The organism is Cupriavidus sp., assembly GCF_057315035.1.
Genome location: NZ_DBHKYV010000007.1, coordinates 12,889 through 25,087, shown reverse-complemented (window position 1 = coordinate 25,087; position 12,199 = coordinate 12,889). Strand labels below are relative to the sequence as shown.

The following is a 12,199-nucleotide window of genomic DNA, read 5'->3' as shown; positions in this document are numbered from 1 at the left end:
AGGAGCAGCACATGGAAAAAGAAACCGGTTACGTCTGGCATTACACGGTAGGAACCCCGCTGGCCGCGATCGCGCGGTCCGGGCGTCTCATGCCGGCCGCCGCCTGTACGCCGGCACCACGCATGGGCGAACAGGAAATCCTGTGGTTCTCGCGCAACCAGCAATGGGATCCGTCAGCCACCAGGGACGACGGCTTGAGCCAGGCGCGGCATACGCTGTCGCAGGCCGCGTTGCATGCCCGGTTTGGCTTGTACCGCTTTGGCTTGCCGGTGCATGACGTGCGTCTGCTGCCCTGGCCCACGGTGACACGCGTGGCGGATATCGATATCCCCGAAGCCATGACCATGGTGGCCAACGGACTGCGTTGCGGCGCAGCGCCCACCGACTGGATTGGCACGCTGATGCCGGTGCCGCTGGCCGAGCTGCGCTTCGAACGATGGACCGGCGCGACTTGGGCGCCGGCCGACCTTGACGAACTGGTGGCCCAGTTCGCCTGAATGCTGGTGTGCTGGCGCGACTACCGGCTCAGGCCGCGCGCCGCCACGGGCCAGATGCTCTCCACCACGCCCGCCCGGATACCCACGATTTCGTCGTACAGGTTCAGCGTGGGATCGCAATGTCCGGGCACCAGCATCACGCGGTCGCCCAGCAATGGCAGGACGCCTGCCTGATTGCCGGGCTGTGTCTTGACAATGCCATGCTCGTCATTGGCAGCCACATAGTCCAGCATCTGCGAGGGTGCGCCATCGGTCCAGATCCAGGGCAGCCCAGAATCGACGGCCATCGATTTCAAGCCCGCATCCACCACCACGCGATCACCGGCCGCCACGCTCATCACGGTTGATGCAATGAACAGGCTGTGCTCGAAACGCAGGGAGCCTGTGTAGGCATTGCTGCCGTAGTCCGCATCCATGAACACATACGAACCGGGCTGGATTTCCGTATAGACGCCGCTGCGCAGGTCGAACTCGACGCTGCCGCTGCCGCCACCCGTTACCACGTCGCACTGCACACCCGCCGCTTCGAGGCGGGCGATGATGCTGCCGGTGCGATCGGCCGCCTGTGCCGCGGCGTCGCGCCGTTCTTCCCAGCCACGCAAATGCTGGATGCCACCGTGATAGGCCTGCAGGCCACGCATTGTCAGCGGTCCGTGGGCGCTAATGCGATCAACCAGACGCAGCACCGCGGCCGAGTCGGATACGCCGCAGCGGCCCTGGCCGATATTGATCTCTACGAACACGTCGAGCTTGCTGCCCGCCGCCTGCGCCGCGGCGGCCAGTTCATCGACCTGTGCGGGATCGTCGACGCACACGCTGATCCGCGCGTGTCGCGCCAGGTCGGCCAGCAGCGCCGCCTTGGCCGTGCCGGCAATCTGGTTGCTGATATGGATATCGCGGATACCCGCACGCACGAACGGCACGGCTTCACTGACTTTCTGGCAGCAGATGCCGACAGCGCCGCGCGCGACCTGCGCCAGCGAGATGTCGGGGCATTTGTGCGCCTTGGCGTGCGGGCGCAGTTTTACATTGGCCTGGCTGGCGGCGGCCTGCATGCGGTCGACATTACGTGCGAAGGCATCGAGGTCGAGGACCAGGGAAGGCGTGTCGATGGTGTCGGCTGGCTGGCCGCGCCGCGCGGCAGGCGGCAGGTCGAAAGCGATGGACATGGTGATGGGGAGGCAAGGGCAACGAATCAAGGGCGATGCACAGCGTAACACGACGTGCGGGATGCTTCGCCTTGCGATCCAGCGCATGTCATCTACGATGGTTGGATGTTCCGCATTGCAGACATGGGCGCATGCGTCGCCCATCATCGGAGTCGACATGATTTCATTTCGCATTCCCGCTTCGCGCGTTGCGCTGTGCGTCGCCGTCACCGTTGGCCTGTCGAGCCTGCCAGCCATCGCCCATCATGGATGGTCGACCTATGACGAGACCAAGCCATTGACCGTGACCGGCAAGATCGTGGAAACCCACTACGAGAATCCGCATGCCACGATCCGCGTCGAAGCGCAGGGCAAGCGCTGGCTGGCGGTATTGGCGCCAGTGTCGCGCATGGAGTCGCGCGGGGCCACGGCCGACAAGGTGGCGGTGGGGCGGCAGGTGACCATGGTCGGCTACGCAAGCAAGGAAAAGGCCGACGAAATGCGCGTGGAGCGGATCACGTTCGACGGCGGCCAGACAGTGGAACTACGCTGATCGATGGAAGCGCTTGGTGCCTGGGCCGGCCAACTCGCGGCAACGCCGCTGGCGGTCTGGTTGCGCGCGTCGCCGTGGGCCTATCCGGCTAGCGAGATCCTGCACCTCGCGGGCATGGCCCTACTGTTCGGATCGATCGTGGTGGTGGACCTGCGGCTGGCCGGGCTCGGCAGGCAATTGCCGGTCACCATCCTGCTGCGGCATGCATTGCCGGTATCGCTGGTTGGTTTCGTGCTGATCATGGGCAGTGGCGTGTTGCTGTTTGTCGCGCACGCCGATGACCTGGTCGGCAATCGCGCATTCCTGATCAAGCTCGTGCTGATCGTGTTTGGCCTGGCCAACGCCGCCTGGTTTCATCTCGGGCCTTACCGGTCCTTGCATGCTGCCGAAGGCGTGTGGGAAACGCAGCGTGCCCCGCCGCCGGTGGCGCGCGCGTGCGCGATGCTATCGCTTCTCACATGGGCCCTGGTGATCTGCGCGGGCCGCCTGATTGCCTATGTTTAAGGCTGAAAGTGGATGGCAAGACGCTTGGCTTCGCTTTGATTTGATGTAACGCAAAGGCGACGCCTCGATCGGCTCAAGGTTTAAGAGAGGGGGTCGTTAAGGCTGGGCTGAACCCATACGAGTAGAGCCCCCTGATGAAAAACGTGAGTATTCGCCACGGCCTGCTGGCGACGCTGGTGATCTTTGGTCTGATGATCGTATTCGGCGCCGTGCTGGGCGTCAGCCAACTGAGCGCGGCCAGCGATTCGGCCCAACGCATCCACCTGGTTTCGTCGCGCGCCTTGTTGTTGAACGATGCCTACAAGGACATGACGCGCGCACGCTCCGCGTTGACGCGCGCCTACAGCTCGGCCAAGGCCAGCGGCCAGGTCAATGACGATGCGCTGGCCAGTGCCCAGAAATCGATCGGCAAGTCGAAGGACGAGCTTGATGCCTTCGACAAGGCGCCGGCTTTTCCGGAGCAGGATGCCGCGACGCGCGACGATATCGTCAGCGCCGGCCGTGCCCACATGGAGGTAGTGCAACGCGGCCTCGATGCGCTGCGCAAGGGCGACCCCGATGGCTATGCCGCGATCAACGACAAGGACATCACGACGTCGGGCGCCAAGTACTCGGCTGGTGTGGAGCGCTTCCAGCAGTTCGCCATCCAGCTCAATGACACGGCAATGGCCGACGACCACGCGCGGCTGCGCCGCGTGATCATGCTGGTTTGCGTGGGTCTGGCGATGTCGGCGCTGCTGATCGTCGCGGTGCACCTGGCGCTGCGCAATCTGGTGGTGACGCCGCTGAACCAGGCGCGCGACCTGATCATGCGCGTGGCGGACGGCGACCTGACCATCGAGGTGCCGCAGGCGGGCCGCAATGAAATTGGCCAGTTGCTCGATGCGCTGTCGCGCATGCAGGCCGGCCTGACGCAGACCGTGACCCGTGTGCGCGCGGGCTCCGATGCGGTGACGATCGGCGCGCGCGAGATTGCCGCGGGCAACACCGACCTGTCGTCGCGTACCGAAGAACAATCGTCGGCGCTCGAGGAAACGGCAGCCAGCATGGAGCAACTGACGTCGACCGTCGGCAACAACGCCGAGAGCGCCACGCGTGCCAGCGAACTGGCGCGCAGCGCGGCCGACCTGGCATCGCGTGGCGGCGACGTGGTGCGTGGCGTGGTGCATACGATGAGCGAGATCAACACGAGCTCGCAGAAGATCGTCGACATCATCGGCGTGATCGATGGCATTGCATTCCAGACCAACATCCTCGCGCTGAACGCCGCCGTGGAAGCCGCACGCGCGGGTGAGCAGGGCCGCGGCTTTGCCGTGGTGGCGGGCGAGGTGCGCAGCCTGGCGCAGCGTAGCGCCAACGCGGCCAAGGAAATCAAGACGCTGATCGATTCGTCGGTCGACAAGGTCGATGCCGGCAGCGCGCAGGTGGAGCAGGCGGGCAGCACCATCGGCGAGATCGTGGCGGCCGTCAAGCGTCTGGCCGATACGGTCAGCGAAATCTCGGCCGCGTCGATCGAGCAGTCGAGCGGCATTACGCAGGTCAGCGAGGCGGTGTCGCAGATGGAGCAGGTCAACCAGCAGAACGCCGCATTGGTGGAGCAGGCTGCGGCCGCCGCAGATTCGCTCGAATCGCAGGCCAATCAGCTGGCTGCTGCGGTGACCGTATTTCGCCTTGCCTGATTAGCCCGAAGATCGACCGGCGAGCTGTTGTTCGACAAACAGCAGCCGGTCATTGCCCCAGAACAGTTCTTTGTCGACGATGAAGCTGGGCGCGCCAAAGATGCCGCGCGCCACCGCTTCCTCGGTCACGCGCTTGAGTTCGGCCTTGACCTCGGGGTCGTCCAGCATGGCCAGCGCCTCACGCGGGTCGAACCCCGCCGCCACCAGCACCTTGCCGATTTCATTCGGGTCGTTGAGGTTCTTTCCCGTTTCCCACATCGCACTGAAGATGGCTTCCACATAGCGGTGGAAGTCGGCATCCCCCTTGCGCTGATAGCCGATCGCGCCACGCATCAGCGCCAGCGTGTTGATCGGAAAGTGCGGGTTGTGCAGGAACGGCGCGTCATAGCGTTGCGCCCAGCGCTGGATATCTGATTTCGACCAGTCGCTCTTGGCCGGAATGTCCATCGGGCTATGGTTGCCCGTTCCCTTGAACACGCCGCCGAGCAACATCGGCTTCCACACGATGGTAGCGCCGGTGCGTGACGCCACGCGTGGCAATTCCTTGTAGGCCAGGTACGAATAGGGGCTGCCGAAATCGAAGTAGAACTCCACCTGCTTGGACATTGGTTGTCTCCGTGTCTGGGTTGTGCCACCTGCTGGCTTTCATTGTGACAAGAACTCCATGAGTCCAGGCAAGCGACAAATTAGTCCTTGACTTAGTATCGTACGATATATATCTTACGATACGTCTTACGATATAACGGAGTTCACGATGCGACATCCTTTTGCACATAAGGGGCACCATGGAGGTCATCATGGTTTCGGTGGAAAATTGCGCGCCCATGCCCTGATGGCCATGGCGCATGGTGGTGGCTTCTGGTCGCGGGGCGGTGGCGGTGCCTTCGACCGTAACGATGGCGGCGATGGTGGTGATGGGTTCGATGGCGACAGCCTGCGCCGTGGACGCAAGTTCAGCGCGGAAGACCTGCAACTGTTGCTCTTGTCGCTGCTCGATGAAAAGCCATCGCATGGATACGAACTGATCAAGGCGCTGGAGGCACGTACCGGCGGCTTCTACAAGCCAAGCCCCGGCGTGGTGTATCCGGCCCTGACTTTCCTGGAAGACGTGGGATACGCCACGGTCGATTCCGAAGGCAACAAGAAGCGCTACCAGTTGTCTGACGCTGGACGTACCTATCTGGATCAGCACCGCGAACGCCTGGAAGTCATGGTGGCGCGCCTGCAGCACGTGGCGCGCAAGATGGATTTCATGCGTCGCGCCATGAGTGGCCAGCCGCAGCGCGAGCCCGAAGAGGGCGGCTGGGCGCCGGAACTTGTGAAGGCGCGCGGGCGCCTCAAGCAGATCATGATGATGCGCAGTGGCGCGTCGGCCGACGAACAGCGCCGTGTTGCCGCCATCCTGGAACGTGCGTCGGACGAGATCGAACGCGGCACACCCACCAATCAACCGGAGGCTTGAACATGAATGACAACCGTGACCTGACCGTACAGCGCGTGCGCCATCCGCTCAAGATGCGCCTGCTCAAGGTGCTGCGTACGCGCCAGGTATCGCCGCAGTTGCTGCGCGTGACGCTTGGCGGCGACGATCTGGCCGACTTTGTTTCGGGCTCGTTCGACGATCACATCAAGGTCTTTTTCCCGACGCCGGGCGCGGAAAAGCCGGTGCTGCCGCAGGCGGGCCCGGAGGGCATCACGTTCCCCGAAGGCCAGCCGCGTCCGCCGGCGCGCGACTACACGCCGCGTCGTTATGACAATGTCGCGCGCGAGCTCGATATCGAATTCGTGCTGCATGGCGATGGTCCTGCGTCGACCTGGGCCGCGCATGCACAGCCGGGCCAGTACCTTGGCGTGGGCGGTCCACGTGGGTCGTTCGTGATTCCGCACGGCTTCGACTGGCATCTGCTGATTGGCGACGATACCGCGCTGCCGGCGATTGGCCGCCGCATCGAGGAGCTTGGCCCCGACGCACGCGTGATCGTGGTGGCCGAAGTTGCCGACGAGTCCGCACGGATTCCATTGGCTGCAGGCGCGCAGGCCGAGGTGCACTGGGTGCATCGTGGCGATGCGCCGGAGGGCAGCCAGTTGTTACCCACTTTGAAATGGCTGAGCCTGCCCGAAGGGGAGGGCTATGTGTGGGCCGCCGGCGAAGGTGCCGCGATGCGCGAGGTGCGCCAGCATCTGGTGGCCGAACGTGGTATCGACAAGACGCGCATTCGTGCATCGGCCTACTGGAAGCGCGGTAACGCCGCGGTTCACGAAACGATCGACGACTGATCTGAAAATTTTCTCGCGGCAGGGTTCCATGGAGGCGGCACAGCTACACTGGATAGCACGCCAACTGTCATGGGACCCGCCATGCCGCGCCTTCGTCTGCTGACATTCGTCGCTGTCCTTGGCCTTGCCGCCTGCGCACCCGATTCCGTGCGCAACTACGAGGCGCATGGCCTGAACAAGTATCTCGACAAGATCCAGGCCGTATGCGCGGGCACGCGACTGGGCAATCATGAGCTGGGCGAGTGGTTGCGCAGCGGTACCAACGACAGCGACAGCGACTATGTCTACTGGCTCGACCAGACGTCGCGCCTGTATTACAACCGCATCAGCGTGCCGCAGTATCGCGACTCGATCGCCGCGGCATTCGGTGGCGACAAGCCCAATGCCGATGCGCTCGACTGCATCGTGAAAATCCTGCCGCCTGACCGCCCGGTCAACGTGCCAGGCAGCATCCTCTGAATTTTCTGTCGATGGCCAGTTGTGCAAACACGCGCGGCTGGCTATGATCGATTCCCAGTGACCCAGACAATGGTCACGACGTCGCTCGGACGGATCCGGGCGCTTACGTAAGGAATCCACCATGACTGCCGAATCCGGCAAGCGCCGCTTTGCGCGCATCGATCGTCTTCCCCCGTACGTTTTCAATATCACCGCCGAGCTCAAGATGGCCGCGCGCCGTCGTGGCGAGGACATCATCGACATGAGCATGGGCAACCCCGATGGCGCCACGCCGCCGCATATCGTGGCCAAGCTCGTGGACGCCGCGCAGCGGCCCGATACGCACGGCTACTCGGCCTCGAAGGGTATTCCGCGCCTGCGCCGTGCCATCTCGCACTGGTATCGCGAACGCTATGACGTGGAGATCGATCCGGACAAGGAAGCCATTGTCACGATTGGCTCGAAAGAGGGGCTGGCCCACCTGATGCTGGCCACGCTCGATCGTGGCGACACGGTGCTGGTGCCGGACCCAAGCTATCCGATTCATATCTATGGTGCGGTGATTGCCGGGGCCGATATCCGTTCGGTACCGCTTACGCCCGGCATCGATTTCTTTGCCGAACTGGAACGTGCGATTCGCGGCAGCTATCCGAAGCCGAAGATGATCGTGCTCGGTTTTCCGTCGAACCCGACGGCGGAATGCGTGGAACTGGATTTCTTCGAACGCGTGATCGCGCTGGCGCGCAAGCACGACATCTTCGTGGTGCATGACCTGGCCTACGCCGATATTGTGTTCGATGGATGGAAGGCGCCGTCGATCATGCAGGTGCCCGGTGCCAAGGATATTGCCGTGGAGTTCTTCACGTTGTCGAAGAGCTACAACATGGCTGGCTGGCGGATCGGCTTCATGGTGGGCAACCCCGACCTCGTGGCGGCGCTGACACGCATCAAGAGCTATCACGACTATGGCACGTTCACGCCGCTGCAAGTGGCGGCCATTGCGGCGCTGGAAGGCGATCAGCAATGCGTGAAGGAGATTGCGGCGCAATACCAGTCACGCCGCGACGTGCTGGCTCGCGGCTTGATCGAGGCGGGCTGGCCGGTCGATATTCCGAAGGCGTCGATGTATATCTGGGCCAGGATTCCTGAGGCCTACCGCGCGCTGGGTTCTTTGGAATTTTCCAAGCAACTGCTGGCCAAGGCAAAAGTCTCGGTGTCGCCGGGCATTGGCTTTGGCGACTATGGCGACGAGTACGTACGCTTCGCACTGATCGAGAACGAGTCACGAATCCGCCAGGCCGTGCGCGGCATCAAGGCCATGTTCCGCACGGATGGACTGGTGAAGGCACCGGCGGTTTGAAGTACTTGTGTTCTGCTCCCCTCTCCCGCAGCGCGGGAGAGGGGTTGGGGGAGAGGGCAACGAGGTTCAAATTGCCGATTTCGCGTCTTGATGCGCCAGCCCTCTCCCCCGCCCCTCTCCCGCGCGCGGGAGAGGGGAAACACATCAAAAATACCCCACAAACCTTTTCATGATTGGCGACAGTGCCTCTGTGCGGTGCGCCATCAGGATGCGGCTGGCCGCGTCGGGTCCGGCTATCGGCACGTACGCCACGCCTGGAATTCCCGTGCGTGCGTAGATCTCGGGTAGCACTGAAACACCGGCACCGCTGGCCACCAGTCCGATGATGGTGGTGGCCTCGCGCGCTTCCTGCGCAATGTTGGGCGCAAAGCCCGAGCGGTTGCAGAGTGTGGTCACATGGTCGAACAACCCGCAGCCCAGCCCGCGCGGAAACAGCAGGAAGCGCTCCACGGACAATGCGCTGATGTCGATCTCGTCTTGCTTACGCGCATTCACGAGTGGATGTGCCAGCGGCAAGACCGCGACCAGGCGATCGTCCAGTACTTCGCGCACCGTGATGCTGACGGGGGGACGGAACTGCGGAGAAGGGCGCAGGAAGGCGATATCGATCTCGCCATGTTCGAGTTGCTGCAACTGCTGTCCCGTGGACAGGTGCACGAGTTCAAGCCTGGCGTGGCGATGGGCTTCGCGAAACGCGTGCACCGCGCGCGGAAATGAATCCTGCATCGGCACCGACGCCGTGAATCCCACGCGGATCTCGCCGGCCTCACCCGATGCCACCTGCTTTACCACTTCACGTGCCTGGTCCAGATTGGCCAGTGCCGCGCGCGCCTTCTCCAGGAACAGTTCGCCGGCGGGAGTCAGTGCCACATGATGGCGCGAGCGCTCCAGCAACGCGCTGCCGAGTTCCTCCTCAAGCGCCTTGATCTGCACGCTCAGCGGCGGCTGGCTCACATGCAGCCGGCGCGCGGCTTCACTGAAGCTCAGCGCCTCGGCCACGGCCACGAAATAGCGAAGTTGGCGGAAGTCCATTGATAGGGAATCGAAATAACAAGCTATCTGAAAACGTATTGGACAGTATCACGACCGGGACAGAGAATGCGAGCACATCCTCAATAACATCCTGGAGACGACATGCAGCATGGGCTCGCTCGACTTTGTCATTCGCAGGGCGGGAGCCGCCCATTCCTGGCAACGCTGCTTGCGGCGGCACTGGCGCTGGGGAGTGCCGCGGCACATGCCGACGCGTTTCCCGATCATCCGGTCCGGCTGGTAGTGCCATATGCAGCCGGTGGCGCGGTCGATATCGTGGCGCGGTCGGTGGGCCAGCGCATGAGCCAGTTGCTGAAGCAGCCTGTCATCGTCGACAACCGTCCGGGGGCCAGTACCAATATCGGCATGGATTTCGTGGCCAAGGCGCCCGCCGATGGCTACACGATCATGATGGCGTCGAACAGCCTGGCGACCAACGCCGCGCTGTTCAACAAGCTCAGCTTCAACCCGCAGACCGATTTCACACCGGTGGCACGCATCGGCGAAGCGTCGCTGGTGGTGGTAGTGCCGGCCAAGTCCAATATCGCATCGATGAAGGCGCTGGTGGCGCAGGCCAAGACGCAGCCGGGCAAGCTCAGCTATGCATCGGCCGGCAACGGCAGCTCGGGCCACCTGGCCGGTGAAATGCTCAAGGATACGGCCAATATCGACGTGCTTCATGTGCCGTACAAAGGCGGAGCACCGGCGATTACCGACCTGATCGGCGAGCGCATTACGTTCATGCCGATCAACCCGCTCGAAGTGATTTCGCATATCAAGGCCGGCACACTGCGTCCGCTGGCGGTTGCCAGTGCCAATCGTTCAGCCCTGCTGCCCGACGTGCCCACGTCGAAGGAAGAGGGCTTGCCTGGCTTCACCGCTTCGGTGTGGTGGGGACTGGTTGCGCCGGCCAAGACGCCGCCGGCCATCGTCAAGCAGTTGAACACAGCCGCCAACACGGCGCTGGCTGACCCGGACGTGCGCAAGCAACTGAGCCAGCTTGGCGTAACGATCGTCTCGGGCACCCCCGAGCAGTTTGGCCAGTTCGTGAAGACCGAGACCACCACCTGGAACAACGTGATCCGCAAGGCCGGCATTACTGCGGATTAAGCGCACCCTGTGTGGCCCGATCCACTGATTCAATGATTTCTGGAAGCTGTCCCCATGTCTGAACCACAAGCCACGGCTGCAAAGCCTTCGATCCTGGTTGTCAGCGCACACGCTGCCGATTTTGTCTGGCGGGCGGGCGGTGCAATTGCGCTGTACGCAGAGCGCGGTTATCACGTGCGCATCGTCTGCCTGTCTTTTGGCGAGCGCGGAGAATCGGCCAAGATGTGGCGCCAGCCGGGCATGACGATCGATCGTGTCAAGGCCGCACGCCTTGAAGAAGCGCAGCGCGCCGCCGAGATTCTGGGTGGCACGCTGGAATGCTTCGATCTTGGCGATTATCCGCTGCGCGTGCCAGATCATGCGTTGCTGCGCCTGGCCGACATCTATCGCGAGATTCGACCGGAGCTCGTGCTGAGCCATTCCAGCGAGGACATCTACAACTTCGATCACCCGCTGGCCACGCATGTGGCACAGGAAGCGCGCGTCATTGCGCAGGCCCACGGCTACAAGCCCGAAGTGCCGGTGATTGGCGCGCCGCCGGTATTCCTGTTCGAGCCGCACCAGCCCGAGCAATGCAACTGGAAGCCCGATGTGCTGCTGGACATTTCTTCGGTTTGGGAAAAGAAGCAGCGTGCATTCACGACGATGGCGGCGCAGGAACATCTGTGGGAGTACTACACGCGCGTGGCGCTGCAGCGTGGAGCGCAGGCAACGCGCAATTCGGATAGCAAGATTCAGTATGGGGAAGGGTACGTACGCGTATTTCCCCAGGTAACGGAGGTATTGGCATGAGAACGGTTGCCTATCGCAATATCCTGCGCGCCGATGCGCGCGACATCGAATCGCTCGGCGCATCGGGCGTTGCCACGGTGCACGAGGCCCAGCGCCGCACCGGGCTGTTGAAGCCCTACCTTCGACCGATCCAGTCGGGGGTAGCCATTGCAGGCAGTGCCGTGACCGCGCTGATGCATCCCGGCGACAACTGGATGATCCACGTCGCCGTGGAAATGATCCAGCCCGGCGATATCCTGGTCGTGGCACTGACCAGCGATTGCACCGACGGCGTGTTCGGTGACCTGCTTGCGACCTCGCTGAAGGCGCGTGGCGCACGTGGCCTGATCCTCGACGCCGGCTGCCGCGACGTCAGCACGCTCAATGCAATGGGATTCCCGGTCTGGTCGCGTGCCATCTCGGCGCAGGGGGCAGTCAAGGAAACCGTGGGTGCCGTCAATGTACCCGTGGTATGTGCGGGCGCGCAGGTGCGTCCCGGCGACGTGATCGTCGCGGACGACGATGGCGTGGTCGTCGTGGCGCGTCCGCATGCGGCGGAAATCGCCCGCAAGGCGGCCGAACGCGAAGCGCTGGAAGCCGGCAAGCGTGACAAGCTCGCATCAGGCGTGCTCGGGGTCGATATGTACAACATGCGCCCCGCGCTGGCCGACAAGGGCCTGGTTTATCTCGATCAGACGGTGGACTGGCACAGCGGCGCAGACGAGGCCTGACCGTTGCCGCACGGTTCCCCGCCCTTGGTCGGGACGGCGAAGGGACCATGAAATCAGCGCATCTGGTATAAGACCCCCAGAACATTGAAGCCGACCCCC

General features: G+C 63.2%; 14 protein-coding genes. 11 read left to right on the top strand and 3 right to left on the bottom strand.

Translation table 11 applies throughout. The annotated features are described in order from the left end of the window. The first annotated feature begins 11 nt into the window (after positions 1–11). Positions 12–497 (top strand): hypothetical protein, encoded by a 486-nt coding sequence (locus ACO550_RS12295; protein WP_315592080.1) that lies wholly within the window; start codon positions 12–14, stop codon positions 495–497. Positions 498–517: 20 nt separating this feature from the next. Here the strand turns inward: ACO550_RS12295 and ACO550_RS12290 are convergent, their stop codons facing one another. Beyond that, positions 518–1,666, bottom strand: a complete 1,149-nt coding sequence (locus tag ACO550_RS12290) for an alanine racemase (RefSeq protein WP_315592081.1) — start codon at positions 1,664–1,666, stop codon at positions 518–520. 157 nt (positions 1,667–1,823) lie between these two features. Here ACO550_RS12290 and ACO550_RS12285 point away from each other — a divergent pair, with 157 nt between their 5' ends. The 3 genes from ACO550_RS12285 to ACO550_RS12275 all read left to right on the top strand — a co-directional run bounded on the left by ACO550_RS12285 (position 1,824) and on the right by ACO550_RS12275 (position 4,381). Beyond that, complete coding sequence (locus ACO550_RS12285; RefSeq protein ID WP_315592082.1) at positions 1,824–2,198, top strand: DUF6152 family protein; 375 nt, start codon at positions 1,824–1,826, stop codon at positions 2,196–2,198. A 3-nt stretch (positions 2,199–2,201) separates the two neighbouring features. After that, positions 2,202–2,702, top strand: a complete 501-nt coding sequence (locus ACO550_RS12280) for a DUF6644 family protein (protein ID WP_315592083.1) — start codon at positions 2,202–2,204, stop codon at positions 2,700–2,702. A 134-nt stretch (positions 2,703–2,836) separates the two neighbouring features. After that, positions 2,837–4,381 (top strand): methyl-accepting chemotaxis protein, encoded by a 1,545-nt coding sequence (locus ACO550_RS12275; RefSeq protein ID WP_315592084.1) that lies wholly within the window; start codon positions 2,837–2,839, stop codon positions 4,379–4,381. Here the strand turns inward: ACO550_RS12275 and ACO550_RS12270 are convergent, their stop codons facing one another. Then, positions 4,382–4,987 (bottom strand): DsbA family protein, encoded by a 606-nt coding sequence (locus ACO550_RS12270; protein ID WP_315592085.1) that lies wholly within the window; start codon positions 4,985–4,987, stop codon positions 4,382–4,384. Positions 4,988–5,135: 148 nt separating this feature from the next. Between ACO550_RS12270 and ACO550_RS12265 the strand changes: the two genes are divergently transcribed. From ACO550_RS12265 to alaC, 4 genes are all read left to right on the top strand, one after another. After that, positions 5,136–5,843 carry a PadR family transcriptional regulator gene (locus tag ACO550_RS12265; protein ID WP_485994863.1) on the top strand — a complete coding sequence of 236 codons (708 nt, stop codon included), beginning with the start codon at positions 5,136–5,138 and terminating at the stop codon, positions 5,841–5,843. A 2-nt stretch (positions 5,844–5,845) separates the two neighbouring features. Then, positions 5,846–6,658 (top strand): siderophore-interacting protein, encoded by an 813-nt coding sequence (locus tag ACO550_RS12260; RefSeq protein WP_315592086.1) that lies wholly within the window; start codon positions 5,846–5,848, stop codon positions 6,656–6,658. A gap of 81 nt (positions 6,659–6,739) precedes the next feature. Next, positions 6,740–7,117, top strand: a complete 378-nt coding sequence (locus tag ACO550_RS12255) for a hypothetical protein (RefSeq protein WP_315592087.1) — start codon at positions 6,740–6,742, stop codon at positions 7,115–7,117. Positions 7,118–7,238: 121 nt separating this feature from the next. Beyond that, positions 7,239–8,456 carry an alanine transaminase gene (alaC, locus tag ACO550_RS12250; RefSeq protein ID WP_315592088.1) on the top strand — a complete coding sequence of 406 codons (1,218 nt, stop codon included), beginning with the start codon at positions 7,239–7,241 and terminating at the stop codon, positions 8,454–8,456. A gap of 144 nt (positions 8,457–8,600) precedes the next feature. Here the strand turns inward: alaC and ACO550_RS12245 are convergent, their stop codons facing one another. After that, on the bottom strand, positions 8,601–9,488 hold the full coding sequence (locus ACO550_RS12245; protein ID WP_315592089.1) for a LysR substrate-binding domain-containing protein: 888 nt from the start codon (positions 9,486–9,488) through the stop codon (positions 8,601–8,603). 102 nt (positions 9,489–9,590) lie between these two features. On the opposite strand from ACO550_RS12245, the gene ACO550_RS12240 reads away from it, so the two are divergent. The 3 genes from ACO550_RS12240 to ACO550_RS12230 are packed head-to-tail and all read left to right on the top strand — an operon-like array spanning position 9,591 to position 12,100. Then, positions 9,591–10,598, top strand: a complete 1,008-nt coding sequence (locus ACO550_RS12240) for a tripartite tricarboxylate transporter substrate-binding protein (RefSeq protein ID WP_315592090.1) — start codon at positions 9,591–9,593, stop codon at positions 10,596–10,598. Between the two features lie 54 nt (positions 10,599–10,652). After that, positions 10,653–11,390: a PIG-L deacetylase family protein gene (locus ACO550_RS12235; RefSeq protein ID WP_315592091.1), complete on the top strand. Its 738-nt coding sequence runs from the start codon at positions 10,653–10,655 to the stop codon at positions 11,388–11,390. Continuing rightward, on the top strand, positions 11,387–12,100 hold the full coding sequence (locus tag ACO550_RS12230; RefSeq protein WP_315592092.1) for a 4-carboxy-4-hydroxy-2-oxoadipate aldolase/oxaloacetate decarboxylase: 714 nt from the start codon (positions 11,387–11,389) through the stop codon (positions 12,098–12,100). Before ACO550_RS12235 ends, ACO550_RS12230 begins: the two co-directional genes overlap by 4 nt. Positions 12,101–12,199: the final 99 nt, after the last annotated feature.